16 protein-coding genes are annotated in these 16,408 nt (G+C 73.5%); all 16 read left to right on the top strand.

Annotated features, from left to right (window positions below; all coding sequences use genetic code 11):
- The first annotated feature begins 1 nt into the window (after position 1).
- The 16 genes from QQX09_RS09995 to QQX09_RS10070 all read left to right on the top strand — a co-directional run bounded on the left by QQX09_RS09995 (position 2) and on the right by QQX09_RS10070 (position 16,126).
- Complete coding sequence (locus tag QQX09_RS09995) at positions 2-1,540, top strand: UDP-N-acetylmuramoyl-L-alanyl-D-glutamate--2,6-diaminopimelate ligase (protein ID WP_301134131.1); 1,539 nt, start codon at positions 2-4, stop codon at positions 1,538-1,540.
- A complete protein-coding gene (locus QQX09_RS10000) occupies positions 1,537-2,916 on the top strand; it encodes a UDP-N-acetylmuramoyl-tripeptide--D-alanyl-D-alanine ligase (protein ID WP_301134132.1) in 1,380 nt (459 codons plus the stop codon). The genes QQX09_RS09995 and QQX09_RS10000 overlap by 4 nt, the downstream gene beginning before the upstream one ends.
- The gene (gene mraY / locus QQX09_RS10005) at positions 2,913-3,998 is read left to right on the top strand and encodes a phospho-N-acetylmuramoyl-pentapeptide-transferase (protein WP_301134134.1); all 1,086 of its coding nucleotides are present in this window, start codon (positions 2,913-2,915) and stop codon (positions 3,996-3,998) included. Before QQX09_RS10000 ends, mraY begins: the two co-directional genes overlap by 4 nt.
- Entirely contained in the window at positions 3,995-5,371 is a 1,377-nt protein-coding gene (murD, locus tag QQX09_RS10010; RefSeq protein WP_301134136.1) for a UDP-N-acetylmuramoyl-L-alanine--D-glutamate ligase, read from the top strand. The genes mraY and murD overlap by 4 nt, the downstream gene beginning before the upstream one ends.
- A gap of 8 nt (positions 5,372-5,379) precedes the next feature.
- On the top strand, positions 5,380-6,591 hold the full coding sequence (locus QQX09_RS10015) for an FtsW/RodA/SpoVE family cell cycle protein (RefSeq protein ID WP_301134139.1): 1,212 nt from the start codon (positions 5,380-5,382) through the stop codon (positions 6,589-6,591).
- Positions 6,584-7,696, top strand: a complete 1,113-nt coding sequence (locus QQX09_RS10020) for a UDP-N-acetylglucosamine--N-acetylmuramyl-(pentapeptide) pyrophosphoryl-undecaprenol N-acetylglucosamine transferase (protein ID WP_301134142.1) — start codon at positions 6,584-6,586, stop codon at positions 7,694-7,696. Before QQX09_RS10015 ends, QQX09_RS10020 begins: the two co-directional genes overlap by 8 nt.
- Entirely contained in the window at positions 7,693-9,048 is a 1,356-nt protein-coding gene (gene murC, locus QQX09_RS10025) for a UDP-N-acetylmuramate--L-alanine ligase (protein WP_301134145.1), read from the top strand. Before QQX09_RS10020 ends, murC begins: the two co-directional genes overlap by 4 nt.
- Entirely contained in the window at positions 9,041-10,102 is a 1,062-nt protein-coding gene (locus tag QQX09_RS10030) for a cell division protein FtsQ/DivIB (protein ID WP_301134147.1), read from the top strand. The genes murC and QQX09_RS10030 overlap by 8 nt, the downstream gene beginning before the upstream one ends.
- 195 nt (positions 10,103-10,297) lie before the next feature.
- Positions 10,298-11,470 carry a cell division protein FtsZ gene (ftsZ, locus tag QQX09_RS10035; protein WP_301134150.1) on the top strand — a complete coding sequence of 391 codons (1,173 nt, stop codon included), beginning with the start codon at positions 10,298-10,300 and terminating at the stop codon, positions 11,468-11,470.
- Between the two features lie 6 nt (positions 11,471-11,476).
- A complete protein-coding gene (locus tag QQX09_RS10040; protein WP_301134151.1) occupies positions 11,477-12,208 on the top strand; it encodes a purine nucleoside phosphorylase YfiH/LACC1 family protein in 732 nt (243 codons plus the stop codon).
- 60 nt (positions 12,209-12,268) lie between these two features.
- A complete protein-coding gene (locus QQX09_RS10045; protein WP_367307557.1) occupies positions 12,269-12,748 on the top strand; it encodes a cell division protein SepF in 480 nt (159 codons plus the stop codon).
- A gap of 21 nt (positions 12,749-12,769) precedes the next feature.
- Positions 12,770-13,066, top strand: a complete 297-nt coding sequence (locus QQX09_RS10050; RefSeq protein ID WP_301134155.1) for a YggT family protein — start codon at positions 12,770-12,772, stop codon at positions 13,064-13,066.
- Between the two features lie 101 nt (positions 13,067-13,167).
- A complete protein-coding gene (locus tag QQX09_RS10055; RefSeq protein WP_301134158.1) occupies positions 13,168-14,040 on the top strand; it encodes a DivIVA domain-containing protein in 873 nt (290 codons plus the stop codon).
- Positions 14,041-14,140: 100 nt separating this feature from the next.
- Positions 14,141-14,593, top strand: coding sequence for a TraR/DksA family transcriptional regulator (locus QQX09_RS10060; RefSeq protein WP_301134160.1), 453 nt, complete (start codon positions 14,141-14,143; stop codon positions 14,591-14,593).
- A complete protein-coding gene (lspA, locus tag QQX09_RS10065) occupies positions 14,590-15,216 on the top strand; it encodes a signal peptidase II (protein WP_301134163.1) in 627 nt (208 codons plus the stop codon). Before QQX09_RS10060 ends, lspA begins: the two co-directional genes overlap by 4 nt.
- Positions 15,209-16,126: an RluA family pseudouridine synthase gene (locus QQX09_RS10070; protein WP_301134170.1), complete on the top strand. Its 918-nt coding sequence runs from the start codon at positions 15,209-15,211 to the stop codon at positions 16,124-16,126. The genes lspA and QQX09_RS10070 overlap by 8 nt, the downstream gene beginning before the upstream one ends.
- The last annotated feature ends 282 nt before the right edge of the window (positions 16,127-16,408 follow it).

Raw genomic sequence — 16,408 nt, forward strand, 5'->3', positions numbered from 1 at the left:
AATGCCGGACCTCTCGATGCGTCCCTCCCGCGTCGCCGGCGCCCTGCTGACCGCCATCGAGGCGCGCGTGGGCGCAGACCTGCACGGACCCGACGTCCGGGTCACGGGCGCCACCGTCGACTCGCGCGGCGTCGAGCCGGGCGACCTCTTCTGCGCGCTGCCGGGCGAGAACGTCCACGGCGCGCGCTTCGCCGCGCAGGCCGTGGCCAACGGGGCCGCCGCGATCCTCACGGACCTCGAGGGCGCCGCCGAGGCCCGTGCCACCGGCGTGCCCGTCCTCGTCACGACGCACGCGCGCCGGGCCTGCGGGCTGGCCGCCGCCGAGGTCTACGGCGACCCGTCGCGGGACGTCCCGCTCATCGGCCTCACCGGCACCAACGGCAAGACCACCACCGCCTTCCTCGCCGAGGGCGCGCTGCGCGCCGTCCACGACACCGTGGGCCTGCTCGGCACCGTCGAGATGCGCATCGGCGACGAGGCCGCGCCCGCCGCGCGCACCACCACCGAGGCGCCGATGCTCCAGGGGCTGCTCGCGCGGATGCGCGAGGCCGGCGTGACGGCGGCCGTCGCCGAGGCCTCATCCCAGGCGATCGCGCTCGAGCGCGTCACCGGCACCCGCTTCGCGGTGGTGCTCTTCACCAACCTCTCGTACGAGCACCTCGACTTCCACCACACGATGGAGGAGTACTTCGAGGAGAAGGCGCGCATCTTCACCCCCGAGTTCGCGGAGCGCGCCGTCGTCCTGGTCGACGACGAGTGGGGGCGGCGCCTCGTCGACGAGGTCACGGTGCCCGTCGAGACGGTGGCGACCCGCCCCGGCTCGCCGCGTGCCGACTGGAACGCGGTCGACGCGTGGCCCACCGAGCGGGGTGGCATGCGCTTCGTGCTCGTCGCTCCCGACGGCACACGCCACGACGTCGACATCCCGCTGCCGGGCCTCATCAACGTCTCCAACGCGACCGGCGCGATCGTGTCCGCGCACGCGCTCGGCGTGCCGCTCGAGGACGCCATCCGCGGCGTCGAGACCGCGCGCCCCGTGCCCGGCCGCACGGAGATCGTCACGACGCGCGACGCCGAGACCCCGATGACGGTGGTCGACTACGCCCACACGCCCGACGGCATCGCGAGCGTGCTCGACGCGATGCGCCTCGTCACGCCCGGCCGGATCATCATCGTGTTCGGCTGCGACGGCCTGCGCGACGACTCCAAGCGACCCGGGCTGGGCACCGCCGCCGCGACCCACGCGGACGTCGTCATCGTCACCGACGAGAACCCCCGCACCGAGCCGCCCGAGCACATCCGGGCCCGCATCCTCGAGGGCGTCGACGCCGAGCGGCCCGACCGCCGCGACGTCCACGAGGTCTTCCCGCGCACGGCCGCCGTCGAGGCCGCCGTCCGGATGGCGGGACCTGAGGACACCATCATCGCCACCGGCAAGGGGCACGAGACCACGCAGGAGATCGACGGAGTGCACCACCCCTACACCGATGCCGGCGCGTTCCTCGCCGCCCTCGCCACGGTCCGCGAGGAGCGCGCGTGAGGCCGGTCACCGCGCAGTGGGTGGCGAACGCCGTCGGCGGCACGCTCGCGGCCGACGTCGACACCCTCGTCACCGGTGTCGAGAAGGACTCCCGCGCCATCGAGCCGGGCTTCCTCTACGTCGCCTTCGTGGGGGAGCGGGTGGACGGCCACGACTATGTCCCGCAGGCCGTCGCGGCCGGCGCGGCGCTGTGCCTCGTGTCCGAGCCCGTCGACGCGCCCCACGTGCTCGTCGCCGACGTGCAGGCCGCGCTCGGCGCGCTCGCCCGCGCCTACCTCGCGCTGCTGCGCGCCGAGGGCGAGATCACCGTGATCGGCATCACCGGATCCAACGGCAAGACCACCACCAAGGACCTGCTGTCGCAGGCGCTGCCCGCCGTGGTCGCTCCGGTCGGCAGCTTCAACAACGAGATCGGCATGCCGCTCACGGTGCTGCGCGCGGGCCCCGAGACCCGCCACCTCGTGCTCGAGATGGGCGCGAGCGGGCTCGGCCACATCGACTACCTCACGTCGATCGCGCCGCTCGACGTCGCGGTCGCGCTCACCGTCGGCACCGCGCACATGGGCGAGTACGCCTCGCCGGACGACGTCGCGGTCGCGAAGAGCGAGATCGTCACGGGCCTCCTGCCCGGCGGCGTCGCGATCCTCAACGCGGACGATCCGCGGGTGGCGCCCATGGCCTCGCTCGCCGCGCGCGCGGTCCTGTTCGGCATCGGCCACGGCGACCTCGCCGCCCGCGACGTCACCACGGTGCGCGGGCGGGCGTCGCTCGAGGTGGTGCTCGCGGGCGACCCGGAGGTCGAGCTGGAGCGCCGCACCCTCGCGCTCGTGGGGGAGCACCACGTCACGAACGCGCTCGCCGCCCTGGCGGTGTGCCTCGAGTGCGGTCTCGCGCCGGAGGAGGCGTGGGAGCGCGTCGCCGCCGCCGGGCCCGTCTCCGCCCACCGCATGGCCGTCACGGAGCGCGCCGACGGGGTGACCGTGATCGACGACGCCTACAACGCCTCCATCGAGTCCGTGCGGGCGGCGCTGCGCGCGCTCAAGCTCGTCGCGGAGGGCGGCCGCACCGTCGCCGTGCTCGGCGAGATCCGCGAGCTCGGGGACGCGTCGGCGACCATCCACGAGCAGATCGGCACGGACGTCGTGCGCCTGCGCATCGACCACGCGATCATCGTCGGCGCGGGCGCCCGGCCCGCGTACGTCGCCGCCGTCCGCGAGGGCTCGTGGGGCGACGAGGCGGCGTACGTCGATACAATCGGCGAGGCGCGCGCGCTCCTCGAGGAGACGCTGCGCCCCGGGGACACCGTCCTCGTCAAGGCCTCCCACGGCTCCGGGCTGTGGGAGCTCGCGGACCAGCTCGTGGGAGGAGTCGGATGAAGGCCGTCGTCTTCGCGGCAGGGCTCGGAGTGCTGCTGTCGCTTCTTGCGACCCCGGTCCTCATCCGGTACCTGACGCATCGTCAGTTCGGCCAGTTCATCCGCCAGGACGGACCGGCGAGCCACCACGTCAAGCGCGGCACCCCCACCATGGGAGGCGTCGTCATCATCCTGGCCGCGGTGCTCGCGTGGCTGGGAGGCAACCTGCTCGTCGGCCGCGCGCCCAGCGCATCGTCCATCCTCGTGGTCTACCTCATGGTCGGGCTCGGCCTCGTCGGCTTCCTCGACGACGCGATCAAGATCTCGCGCGAGAGATCCCTGGGCCTGCGCGCCCGGTGGAAGTTCCTCGGCCAGGGGGTCGTCGGCATCTCGTTCGGCATCCTCGCGCTGCAGTTCCCCGACGGCCGCGGCGTCACGCCCGCGTCCACCGCGATCTCGTTCCTGCGCGACACCAAGCTCGACCTGGCGATCTGGGGGCCGGCGATCGGCCTCATCCTCTTCGTGGTGTGGTCGAACCTCCTCATCACGGCCTGGTCCAACGCGGTCAACCTCACGGACGGGCTCGACGGCCTCGCGAGCGGCACCGCCGTGATCTTCTTCGTGGCGTACATCCTCATCAACCTGTGGCAGATCAACCAGGCCTGCGGCACCCCCGGTGCGGGCTCCACGTGCTACGAGGTGCGCGACCCGTGGGACCTCGCGATCCTGGCCGGCGCCATCGCGGGCGCCTGCCTGGGCTTCCTGTGGTGGAACGCGAGCCCGGCCAAGATCTTCATGGGCGACACCGGCTCGCTCGCCATCGGCGGCGCGATCGCGGGCATGACGATCGTGACGCGCACCGAGCTGCTCGGCGTGATCGTGGGCGGCCTCTTCGTGCTGGTGGTCGCGAGCTCGGTGCTGCAGATCGGCTACTTCAAGATCTCCGGCGGCAAACGCCTGTTCAAGATGGCGCCGCTGCACCACCACTTCGAGCTGATGGGCTGGGGCGAGGTCACCATCGTGACCCGGTTCTGGATCATCGCGGCGATGTTCACCGGCCTCGGCGTCGGCATCTTCTACGCGGAGTGGGTGGCCTCGCTGTGACCGACCTGACGACCCTCGAGGGCCGTCGCGTCCTCGTCCTGGGGGTCGGCATCGCCGGCACCTCCGCGGCCGAGGTGACGCGCGAGCTCGGCGGCACGGCCGTCACCGTCGACGCGAACGGCGCGGCCGACCATCGCGACGTCTCCGAGGTCGACCTCGCCTCGTTCGACGTGGTGATGGCGTCGCCGGGCTTCGCGCCCCACTCCGCCGCGGTGCGCGCGTGCGAGGCCGCCGGGCTGGAGATCTGGTCCGAGATGGAGTTCGCGTGGCGCGTGCGCCGCCCCGGCATCCCGTGGGTCATGGTGACCGGCACCAACGGCAAGACCACGACCACGCAGATGGTCGGCGCGATCGCGCGGGCGGGCGGGCTCGACGTGCGCGTGTGCGGCAACATGGGCGTCCCGGTGATCCACGCGGCGCGCGAGGAGTCCGATCTGGTCGCCGTCGAGATCGCGAGCCTGCAGCTGCACTTCGCGCACACCATCTCGCCGCACGCGGCCGTCTGCCTCAACGCCGACGACGACCACACCGACTGGCACGGCAGCCTCGAGGCGTACCGGGCCGACAAGGCGAAGGTGTACCAGCACGTCCAGGTGGCATGCGTGTACCCGGCGGCCGATGCGCTGGTCGAGTCGATGGTGGCCGAGGCGGACGTGGTCGAGGGTGCCCGCGCGATCGGCGTCACGCTCGGCTCGCCCGGGCCCTCGCAGCTGGGCCTCGTCGAGGGGCTGCTCGTGGACCGTGCCTTCGTGCCCGACCGGCACCGGCAGGCCGCCGAGCTGGGCGAGGTCGACGACCTCGCGCACCTCGTCGCGGGCGACGTGCCCCCGTACCTCGTCACCAACGCGCTGGCCGCGGCCGCGCTGTGCCGCGCCGTCGGCGTGCCGCCGGAGGCCGTGCGCGACGGGTTGCGGTCCTTCCGGCTCGACCACCACCGCACCGCATGGGTGCGCGACCTCGACGGCGTCGCCTACGTCGACGACTCGAAGGCCACCAACGCGCACGCGGTCGAGGCCGCCTTCGGAGGGCGTGCGGACGGGTCCGTCGTGTGGATCGCGGGAGGCCTCGCCAAGGGGCAGGAGTTCGGCGCCCTCGTCGAGGCGATCGCGGGCCGCGTGCGGGCGGCCGTGCTCATCGGCGTCGACCAGGAGCCGCTCGCCGCGGCCCTCGCGACACACGCCCCGGATATCCCGGTCGTCCCGGTTCCTCCGGGGGAGGATGTGATGAGCCGGGCGGTCGAGGCCGCCCGGGGGCTCGCGGAGCCGGGGGACACCGTGCTCCTGTCACCCGCGTGCGCATCGATGGACCAGTTCCGCAGCTACGCGGACCGAGGAGAGGCGTTCACCAGGGCGGTGGAGGCGTGGGACCGCTAGGAGGTGGCATGACGGCGACCGCGGCACGGCCCGAGAGTACCGTCAGCGCCTGGCGCTCGCCCCTCGCCTCGTACTACCTGCTCGTCTCGGCGACCGGGATCCTGGTGCTGGTGGGCCTCGCGGTGGTGCTGTCGAGCTCGTCGATCGCGTCGATCCGGACCGCCGCGGGCAACGCGTACGCGGGCTTCCTCACGCAACTCATCGCGCTCGCCGTGGGCATGGCCGCGCTCGTGATCGGCTCGCGCATGCCCATCGCCTTCTGGAGGCGCGCTGCCCCGCTCGTGCTCTACGGCTCCATGGCGCTGCTCGTGGTCGTGCTCGTCACCGGGTACGCCGTCGGCGGCAACAAGGCGTGGATCCGCATCGCGGGCTTCAGCCTGCAGCCCTCGGAGATCGCGAAGCTGGGCCTCGCGCTGTACCTCGGCGTGGTGCTGTCGCGCTTCCGCCACCGGCTCACCAACCCGCGCGACATCATGCTGCCCGGCGGCCTCATGGCCGCCGCCGTCATCGGGCTGGTGCTCGCGGGCAAGGACATGGGCACCGCGATGATCCTCGTGGTGATCGTCCTGGTGGCGTTCTGGGTGGCCGGCGTCCCCGCGCGCTTCTTCGGGATGGTCGGCGTGCTCGGCGCGTTCGGCCTCGTCGCGCTCGTGTTCTCCGCGAAGTCGCGCGTCGCGCGCATCGAGCAGTGGTTCACGGGCGAGTGCGTGGGCGACGCCTGCTGGCAGCAGACGCACGGCACGTGGGCCCTGGCCTCGGGTGGGCTGTGGGGCCTCGGGCCCGGCATGAGCCGCGAGAAGTGGGGCTGGCTGCCGGCCTCCGACAACGACTACATCTTCGCGATCATCGGCGAGGAGTTCGGCCTGCTCGGCACCCTGCTCATCCTCGCGGCCTTCGCCATGATCCTCGTGGCCGTCACGCGCATCGTCACCCGCAGCACCGACAGGTTCGTGCAGATCGCCGGCGCCGCCATCGGCGCGTGGATCGTCATCCAGGCGGTCGTCAACATCGCGGTCGTCCTCGAGTTCCTGCCCGTCACGGGCGTCCCGCTCCCGCTCGTCTCCTCCGGAGGTTCGTCCCTCATCATGTCGCTCGCCGCCATGGGCGCCCTGCTGTCCTTCGCCCGTCACGAGCCCGGCGCGGCCGAGGCGCTCGCGGCCCGCCCGTCCGTGGTGCGCCGCTCGCTCGCCGTGCTGTCCAGGGGGCGCCGTCGTGGCTAGCCTCCTGCTCGCCGGCGGGGGCACCGCCGGCCATGTCAACCCGCTGCTCGCGACCGCCGCGACCCTGCTCGAGCGCGGCCACGACGTCACCGCCGTGGGCACGCCCGACGGCCTCGAGGCGGACCTCGTGCCGCGCGCGGGCCTCGAGCTGGTCGAGATCGAGAAGGTGCCGTTCCCGCGCCGCCCCGACGGCGCCGCCCTGCGCTTCCCGTTGCGCCTGCGCGGCGCGATCCGCGCGTGCGAGGACGCGATCGACCGCCTCGAGGCCGATGCGGTCGTGGGCTTCGGCGGCTACGTGTCCACGCCCGTGTACCTGGCGGCGCGGCGCAAGGGGCTGCCGATCGTCGTGCACGAGGCCAACGCCAAGCCCGGCATCGCCAACAGGCTGGGGGCGCGCCTCACCGAGCACGTCGCCGTGACCTTCCCGGGCACGCCGCTGCGCCACGCGACCGTCACGGGTCTGCCGCTGCGGCCCGAGCTCGAGTCGCTCGCCCGCACGCTCGCCGACCCCGACAGCCGCGCGCGCGCCGCCGCCGCGGCCCGCGCGGCCCGCGGCTGGGCCCCCGACGCCCACGTGCTGCTCGCGTTCGGCGGCTCGCTCGGCGCGGCGAGCCTCAACGCCGCTCTCGCGCAGGCCATCGGCACGCTCGTGTCGCACGGCGTCCACGTCATCCACCTCACCGGCAAGGGCAAGACCGAGGACGCGTACCGTGCCCTCGCGGAGCTGCCCTCGTCCGACCGCGGCATGTACGCGGTCTCGGAGTACGCGCACGACATGGCCGCGGCCTTCGCCGCCGCCGACGGCGTCGTGTGCCGCTCCGGCGCGGCCACCGTGTGCGAGATCGGGGCGCTCGGGCTGCCCGCGCTGTACGTGCCGCTGCCGCACGGCAACGGCGAGCAGGCGCTCAACGCCGCCTCCGCGGTCGAGGCGGGCGCGGCGGTGCTCGTCCGGGACGCCGACCTCACGCCCACGAGCCTCACGCTGCACGCCGAGCGCATGCTGCTCGACGCCGACGCGCGCGACGCGATGCGCGAGGCCGCCCGCGGCATCGGCATCGCGGACGGCGCCGCGCGCCTCGCGGACCTCATCGAGGGGGCCCTGTGAGCGAGCGCATCCACTTCATCGGCGTCGGCGGCTCGGGCATGTCCGCGGTCGCACGGCTCATCGCCGCCCGCGGCTACACGGTGTCCGGCACCAACCTCGCCGAGACCGCCTACTTCCAGGCGCTCGCCGACGCGGGCATGGACGTCCAGCTGGGCCACGACGCGGCCCTCGTCGACGGCGCCGCCGCCGTCGTGGTGTCGACCGCGGTGCGCGAGACCAACGTCGAGCTGGCGCGCGCCCGCGAGCTGGGCATCCCGGTGTGGCACCGCTCCGAGGCGCTCGTGCGCGCGCTCGAGGGCCAGCGCCTCGTCGCCGTCGCCGGCTCGCACGGCAAGACCACCACCTCCGCTATGGTCGCGCACGCGCTCCACGCGAGCGGCATCGACGCGGGCTTCGCGGTGGGCGCGCGCGTCTTCGGCATCGAGGGTGCCGTGGCCGGCGGGTACGCCGGCTCGGCCGGGATCTCGGTGCTCGAGGCCGACGAGTCGGACGGCTCGTTCCTGCGCTACCACCCCGAGGTCGCGATCCTGCTCAACATCGAGCCCGACCACCTCGACTTCCACGGCACCGTCGAGAACCTCCACCGCGCCTTCGCGGACTTCGCCGCGCAGTCCCGCACCGTCATCGCGTGCGTGGACGATGCGGTGGTCCGGCGGCTCGCGGACGAGGCCCGCGCCGCGGGCGTCCGGGTGCTCACGTACGGCTCGCCGAGTTCGGGCGCCGATGCGGTCGTGGGCCCCGAGACCCTCGCCTACGAGGGCCGCGAGGTTCCCCTCGCGGTGAGCGCGCCGGGCGCGCACAACCGCCTCAACGCGACCGCCGCGTGGCTCGCGGCGGTCGAGATGGGCGCGGACCCCGAGGCCGCCGCCGCATCGTTCTCCACGTTCGCCGGCACGGGGCGCCGCTACCAGCTGCGCGGCGACGCCGCCGGCGTGCGCGTCATCGACGACTACGCCCATCACCCGACCGAGGTGGCCGCTCTGCTGCGCGCGGCCCGGGACGGGGGAGCGGGCCACATCGTGGTGCTCTTCCAGCCGGCGCTGTTCACCCGGACGCAGATGCACGCGGAGAGCTTCGGCCGCGCGCTGTCGGTCGCCGACGCGGACGTGGTGCTCGCGCCCGTCCACGGCGACCGCGAGGATCCCATCCCCGGCGTCTCCTCGGCCTCGATCGCCGCGCATGCGGTCATGCCCGAGGGGTCCACGCTCACGCTCGCGGACGACCTCGAGCACGCCGCCCGGCTCGCGGCCGACGCGGCGCGGCCCGGCGACACGGTCTACACCGTGGGCTCGGGGACGGTGACCCTGGCCGCCGACTGGATCCTCGCCCGCCTCGCGGAGCGCGATGTCTGAGGTCCGCCGTCCCCCACGCCCGGCCGCCCGCCGGGAGCAGGGCAACGCACCGGCCGCCTCGACCGGTGCGACCGAGCGCCCGCGGTCGGGCAGCGTCGCCACGGGCACGCGGCCCCGCTCCACGGGTGTGCCGGTGACCGCGGAGTCCGACGAGCTCGCGCGGCCGTGGCGCCGGGACGCCGACCGCCGGCGGCCCGCGCGCGCCGCGGAGCCGGCGGCCGAGCCCGCACGCGGCTCGCGCTGGCGCGGCCTCGTGAAGCGCCGCACGACGCGTGGCGCCGAGGCGGCCGCCGAGCAGCTCGGCAACGTCACGCTGCGGCTCCAGGCGCGGCTCAAGGAGCAGGCCGCCGCGCAGCGCCGCCTGTCGGCGATCGTGTGGGCCCGCCGCGCGGGCTACGTCGCGCTCGCGGGCGCGCTCGCGTGGGTAGTGCTCGCCTCGCCCGTGCTCGCGCTCGACCCCGAGCAGGTCGAGGTCACCGGCTACGGCACCGTGGTGGATCCCGCGGACGTCGCCGCGGTGGTCGAGGCGAACGAGGGCCGCTCGCTCGCGACCCTCGCCTCGTCCCGCGTCGCCGACGAGCTGCGGGAGGTGCCCGGCGTGCGCGACGCGTCCGTCGAGCGCGTGTGGCCGCGCGGGCTGCTCATCGAGCTGACGTCGCGCGAGCCCGTCGCCGCCGTGCCCGACGGCGAGGGCGGCTACGACCTGCTCGACTCCGAGGCGACCCGCGTGGGCCGCTCGGACGCGACGCCCGAGCGGCTGCCCGTCGTCACGGTCCCCGTCGGCAAGGGCAACGAGCGCATCCTCGAGTCCGTGCTCGGGGTCGTCAACCAGCTGCCCGTCAAGCTCCGCAACCGCGTCCAGGACATCTCGGCGACCACCGAGGACACCGTGACCTTCGTGCTGCGCAACGGGCCGCAGGTGGACTGGGGGAGCGCGGAGGACTCGGCGCTCAAGGCCCGCGTGCTCCAGGTGCTGCTCGACTCGGGCCAGGCCGACGACGTCACCGAGATCGACGTGTCGGCGCCCACGCTGCCGACCACCACGTCGAGCTGAACGGGGGCGCGCCACGCGCGCCGAACCGGGCACGTCCTCCGGGCTGAACGGGGGCGCGCCACGCGCGCCGATAATTCTTCGCGACACGCGCGTGTCGCCGTCCGTATCGGACCGGCTCGACCGTACCTTCGTCAATGAACGACTTGACATAACTATAACCCTCAACTTGAGGGTTAAGGTTGAAGGGACAGGCACATGGCCGCACCGCAGAACTACATCACGCACATCAAGGTCGTCGGCGTGGGCGGCGGCGGCGTCAATGCCGTGAACCGCATGATCGATGTCGGCCTCAAGGGGGCCGAGTTCATCGCGATCAACACCGATGCCCAGGCGCTCCTCATGTCCGACGCGGACGTGAAGCTCGACATCGGTCGCGAGCTCACCCGCGGCCTCGGCGCCGGCGCGGACCCCGAGGTCGGCAAGAAGGCCGCCGAGGACCACGAGGACGAGATCGCGGAGGCCCTGCGCGGCGCCGACATGGTCTTCGTCACCGCGGGCGAGGGCGGCGGCACCGGCACCGGCGGCGCGCCCGTCGTGGCCCGCATCGCGCGCTCGCTCGGCGCGCTCACCGTCGGCGTCGTGACCCGCCCCTTCGGCTTCGAGGGCCGCCGCCGCGCGGACCAGGCCGAGAACGGCATCGCGACCCTGCGCGACGAGGTCGACACCCTCATCGTCATCCCCAACGACCGCCTCCTCGACATCTCGGACACGCAGCTCAGCGTGCTCGGCGCGTTCGCCGCGGCCGACCAGGTGCTCCAGGGCGGCGTCCAGGGCATCACGGACCTCATCACCACGCCGGGTCTCATCAACGTGGACTTCAACGACGTCAAGTCCGTCATGCAGGGCGCGGGCACCGCGCTCATGGGCGTGGCCAGCGCCCGCGGCGAGTCCCGCGCGCTCGAGGCCGCCGAGGGCGCGATCGCGTCCCCGCTGCTCGAGGCGTCGATCGAGGGCGCGCACGGCGTGCTGCTGTCGATCTCGGGCGGCTCGAACCTCGGCATCAAGGAGGTCGAGACCGCGGCCCGCCTCGTCCGCGAGGCCGCGCACCCGGAGGCGAACATCATCTTCGGCACCGTGATCGACGACTCGCTGGGCGACGAGCTCCGCATCACCGTCATCGCGGCCGGCTTCGACGGCGGCGCCCCCACGCACCGCGCGCACGCCGGCGCGCTGGGCGCCATCGAGTCGACCCCGGCCCCCAAGGCCGAGGAGCTCGAGCCCATCGACGCCCCCGTCGAGACCGACGTCATCCCCGCCGGCCCGACGGGCGAGGCGAAGGACCCGGCGCCCGCGACCGACGCGATCCCGCTGACGCCGCCGGCCCGCCCGGCAGCCGACACGCTCGACGTGCCCGAGTTCCTCCGGTAGGGAGGGGTGCTCGACGCCGGGCTGCCGGTTCGCGCGTTCTTCACCACCCGGGCGGGCGGCCTCTCGGCCGGCCCGTACGAGTCGCTCAACCTCGCCACCCACGTGGGTGACGACCAGGAGACGGTCGCGCGCAACCGCGCGGCCGTCTCCGTCATGGCGGGCGCGCCCGTGTCCTTCCTCCACGCCGAGCACGGCATCCGCGTGGCCGAGGTGACCTACCCGGGGGAGGACCCCGAGGTCGCCGACGTGCTCGTCACCCGCACGCCCGGCGTCGCGCTGGGTGCCATCGCGGCGGACTGCGTGCCGATCCTCATGCACGATGCGGCGACCGGTGCCGTCGCCGCGGTGCACGCCGGGCGCGAGGGCGTGCGCCTGGGAGCCGTGGACGCCGCCGTCGCGGGGCTGCTCGACCTGCGGACGCCCGCGCAGCGGCGCGCGCGCGGGGGCATGTCGGCCAGCATCGGGCCCGCGGCCTGCGGGCGCTGCTACGAGGTGCCCGCGGACATGCGCGACGCCGTCGCCGCGCGCCACGCCACCGCCCGCTCGACCACGCGGGCGGGCACGCCCGCGCTCGACCTGCCGCGTGCCGTCGAGACCCGCCTGGGCGAGCTCGGCTTCACCTCGGTGCTGCGCCAGCGCGTGTGCACCATCGAGGACGCGCGCCTGTTCTCGCATCGTCGCGACGGCGTCACGGGACGTCACGCCGGCGTCGTCGTCTGCGGCGTGTCGGTCCGCTGACCAGGCCCGTCACGGCCCTACCGTGAAGGCGTTGAACGGCACCACGACCAGGGGGTCATGATGAGCGCAATGCGCAAGGCGATCCAGTACCTCGGCTTCGACGTGAGCGAGCAGGAGGAGTACGGCTACGCCGAGCCCGACCTCGCCCCCGTGACGAACCTGCACGACGTGTCGGAGGTCAAGCAGGCGCAGCACGGCCCCAAGGCCGCGCCCGCCAAGCAGACCCGCGCGCCGCGCGAGGGTGCCGCCGCGCCCGCGCAGGACCTGCGCCGCATCCAGACCATCAAGCCGCGCAGCTACAACGACGCGCGCCTCATCGGCGAGGCCTTCCGCATGGGCATCCCGGTGATCATGAACCTCACCGAGATGACCGACGCCGACGCGAAGCGTCTCGTCGACTTCTCCGCGGGCCTGTCCTTCGGACTCCACGGCTCGATCGAGCGCGTCACCACGTCGGTGTTCCTGCTCTCGCCCGCGCACGTCGAGATCGGCATCGACGAGGAGCCCGTCCAGGACCAGGCCTTCTACAACCAGTCCTGAGCCGCGCGGTAGGCTCGCAGCGTGTCCTTCCTCTTCGGCGCGCTGCAGTTCGTGCTCTTCCTGTTCATGATGGCGCTGCTCGGCCGCGTCATCGTCAGCCTCGTGATGGCCTTCGCGCATGACTGGCGCCCCACCGGTGCCGCGCTCGTCGCCGTGGAGGGCGTCCTGACCGTCACCGACCCGCCGATCAAGGCCGTGCGCAAGGTGGTCCCGCCGCTGTCGCTCGGGCAGGTGCGCATCGACCTGGCGTTCCTCATCGTGTTCCTCGCGGTCTCGCTGCTCTACCAGGTGGTGAGCGCGGTCGCGATGAGCCGCTGACTCGCAAGTCTCAAGTGCGTGCCGATACATCTGTCGGTACAGTGACGAAGTATCCGCAAGGCCGGGAGACCGGCCCCGACCCGCGTGAGGTGGAAGTCGACATGGCATTGCTGACCGCCGAGGACGTCCTCAACAAGGCCTTCTCCAAGACCAAGTACCGCGAGGGCTTCGACCAGGACGAGGTGGACGACTTCCTCGACGAGGTCGCGGCCACGATCGCGCAGCTCACCCAGGAGCGCGACGAGCTCGCCGCCAAGGTGCAGGAGGGCGGCGTCGCGCCGGCCCCCGCCGAGCCCACGCAGGAGACCGGCCTGCTCCAGGCCGCGACCGACGTCAACCCGCCCACGCCGACCGGCATGCTCGCGATGGCGCAGAAGCTGCACGACGAGTACGTCGCCGCCGGCGAGGAGGAGAAGGAGCGCCTCGTCGAGGAGGGCAAGGCCAAGGCCGAGTCCATCGTCGAGCGCGCCGAGACCGACGCGCAGGCCCGCATGGACGAGCTCACGACCGAGCGCTCGCTGCTCGAGACGAAGATCGACGACCTGCGCCGGTTCGAGCGCGACTACCGCGCCCGCCTCAAGTCGTACCTGTCGAACCTGCTGGGCGACCTCGACCACGCCGAGGGCACCGCCCCCGCGCCGGTCGCGTCGTTCGTCGGCGAGGAGCTCGTCGACGACGAGCCCGAGGCCGCCGAGGAGGACTTCGCGGCGGAGGCGCCGGCCGAGTCCGCGGACGAGGGCGAGGGTGAGGGTGAGGAGGCCCCCGAGGCCGCCGCCGAGGAGTCCGAGGAGGCCGCTGACGAGGCCGCCGAGGAGGACGCGGAGGAGCCGCACCCGTTCGCCCCGGTCACCGGCATGACCCCCAAGCTCGCGGAGCAGCCGTACCAGCCGCAGGCGACGCAGTACGGCACGCCGTACACGCCGCAGAGCCCCTGGAGCCAGCCGTCCGAGGGCGACGAGGAGAAGCGGGACTGACGCTTCCGACACGCGACGCGCCGCGCCTTCGGGCGCGGCGCTTTGCTATGTGCTCCGGAGGGGACTACCCTCCTTTCACCAGGCAGAGACGAGGACAGTCATGAGCAGCACCGATGTGACCATCGTGGTGGTGGACCCCGCCGAGCTGAAGCCGGCGGATGCGAAGAAGCTTCCCGTGCGTGACGGCGACGACGCCTGGAAGATCACGGACCTCCGGCAGATCGTGGAGGTGCTCAACTCCGACGTCGAGCGCCTCGTCACCGAGCTGGGCGTCACCGAGCACGAGCTCGACGACCTCCTGCACACGTCCGAGGGCGCCGGGGACGACCAGGCGGACGCCGGGTCGACCGCGCTCGAGCGCGAGCAGGAGATGTCGATCGTCAACAACACGCGCGACATGCTCGAGCAGAGCGTCGACGCGCTGCGCCGCATCAAGGCGGGCACCTACGGCGCCTGCCAGTCGTGCGGCCAGGGCATCGGTCGGGCGCGCCTCATGGCGTTCCCGCGCGCGAACCTGTGCGTCACGTGCAAGCAGCGCGAGGAGCGCCGTTGACCTGGAGGCCGGCCTTCTGGCTGTACGCCGCGGGCGTGGTCGTCGTCGACCAGCTCACCAAGCAGTGGGCGCTCGAGACCCTCGAGCCGTACGTGGAGCACCCGGTCCTGGGTGACCTGCTGTCCATCCAGCTGGTCTTCAACTCGGGCGCGGCGTTCAGCCTCGGGGACGAGACCACCTGGATCCTCACGATCGTGGCGGCGCTCGTCACGGTCGGCATCGTCGTGTACGGGCGGCGCGCGCAGCGCCCCTGGGCGGCCGCCGTGTTCGGCATCGCCCTCGGCGGCGCGCTCGGCAACCTCATCGACCGCATCTTCCGGCAGCCGTCCTTCGGCGAGGGCCACGTGGTCGACATGATCAACTACGCGGACCAGTTCGTCGGCAACGTCGCCGACATCGCGATCGTCGGCGCCGCGATCGCCATCGTGGGCGCGGGCCTGTTCTCCAAGCCGATCCTCGAGCCCGCCGAGGGCGACGCCGGGGACGATGCGGGGGACACGTCCGCGTCGACGTCCGCCGACGCCGACGCCACCGGGACCGGGTCGGACGCCGCCGCATCGTCCCTCGACGATGCGGGGATCGACACCGACGCCGACACGGGCGGCGCGTCGCGCCGTGGCTGAGACCCGCTACCTGCCCGTCCCCGACGCGCTCGTGGGGGAGCGCGCGGACGCCGCGCTCTCGCGCATGCTCGGCATGTCGCGGACCAAGGCGGCGGACCTGCTCGACGACGGCAACGTGATGCTCGACGGCCGCAGCGTCGGCCGCTCGGACCGCCTCGGCGACGGCATCCTCGCCGTCGACATCCCCGAGGAGCGTCCCGCGGCTCCCGAGCCGCCGATCGAGGGCGGCCTCGAGGTGGCGTACGAGGACGAGGACATCGTCGTCGTGAACAAGCCCATCGGCGTGGCCGCGCACCCGTCGCCGGGCTGGACCGGCCCGACCGTGGTCGGCGCGCTCACCGGCGCCGGATACCGGCTCGCGGAGGCCGGCCCGCCGGAGCGCCAGGGCATCGTCCACCGCCTCGACGTCGGCACGTCGGGCCTCATGGTCGTCGCCCGCACCGTGCCCGCGTACTCGGTGCTCAAGCGCGCCTTCAAGGAGCGCACCGTCGAGAAGATCTACCACGCCGTCGCGCAGGGGCACCTCGACCCGACCGAGGGCACCATCGACGCCCCCATCGGGCGTCACCCCAGCTCCGACTGGAAGTTCGCGGTGGTCGAGGGCGGCAAGCCGTCGGTCACCCACTACGAGGTGCTCGAGATGTTCCCGAGCGCCTCGCTGCTCGAGATCCACCTCGAGACGGGCCGCACGCACCAGATCCGCGTCCACATGGCCGCGATGCGCCACCCGCTCGCGGGCGACCTCACCTACGGCGCGGATCCGACGCTCGCGAAGCGCCTCAACCTCACGCGCCAGTGGCTGCACGCGCACGAGCTCGCGTTCGAGCACCCGACGCGCGGGGGAGAGGTGCGGGTGACCTCGCACTACCCGGACGACCTCGCGGCGGCCCTCGAGGCGCTGCGAGGCTGATCGCCGGAGCGGCCCCCGCGCCACGACGTCCTGCGCGGTGCAGTGGCGGCACCGCCCCGTGCGGCGCGCTCGCGTGCACGTCGTGTTCGCGTATTTCAGGAATCGCTTGAACAGCCCCGCCGGAGGGGCGGTTCCGCTGCCCGCCGCGAGGCCTGTTCACGCCTGCGTTGAAATACGCGGACACGAGGTGTGCACCCGCCCGCCGACACGCGTACGCCACGACGCGCCGACACGCGTGCGCCCCGACGCCCCGACACGCCTGCGCCCCGACGCCCTGACCCT

This window comes from Demequina litoralis (assembly GCF_030418455.1).
Taxonomy (GTDB): domain Bacteria; phylum Actinomycetota; class Actinomycetes; order Actinomycetales; family Demequinaceae; genus Demequina; species Demequina litoralis.

Excerpts from the sequence above, each read along its gene's own strand:
- QQX09_RS09995 (WP_301134131.1), top strand. The coding sequence starts at position 2 with ATGCCGGACCTCTCGATGCGTCCCTCCCGCGTCGCCGGCGCCCTGCTG.
- mraY (WP_301134134.1), top strand. The coding sequence starts at position 2,913 with ATGAAGGCCGTCGTCTTCGCGGCAGGGCTCGGAGTGCTGCTGTCGCTT.
- QQX09_RS10015 (WP_301134139.1), top strand. The coding sequence starts at position 5,380 with ATGACGGCGACCGCGGCACGGCCCGAGAGTACCGTCAGCGCCTGGCGC.
- QQX09_RS10030 (WP_301134147.1), top strand. The coding sequence starts at position 9,041 with ATGTCTGAGGTCCGCCGTCCCCCACGCCCGGCCGCCCGCCGGGAGCAG.
- ftsZ (WP_301134150.1), top strand. The coding sequence starts at position 10,298 with ATGGCCGCACCGCAGAACTACATCACGCACATCAAGGTCGTCGGCGTG.
- QQX09_RS10045 (WP_367307557.1), top strand. The coding sequence starts at position 12,269 with ATGAGCGCAATGCGCAAGGCGATCCAGTACCTCGGCTTCGACGTGAGC.
- QQX09_RS10055 (WP_301134158.1), top strand. The coding sequence starts at position 13,168 with ATGGCATTGCTGACCGCCGAGGACGTCCTCAACAAGGCCTTCTCCAAG.
- QQX09_RS10060 (WP_301134160.1), top strand. The coding sequence starts at position 14,141 with ATGAGCAGCACCGATGTGACCATCGTGGTGGTGGACCCCGCCGAGCTG.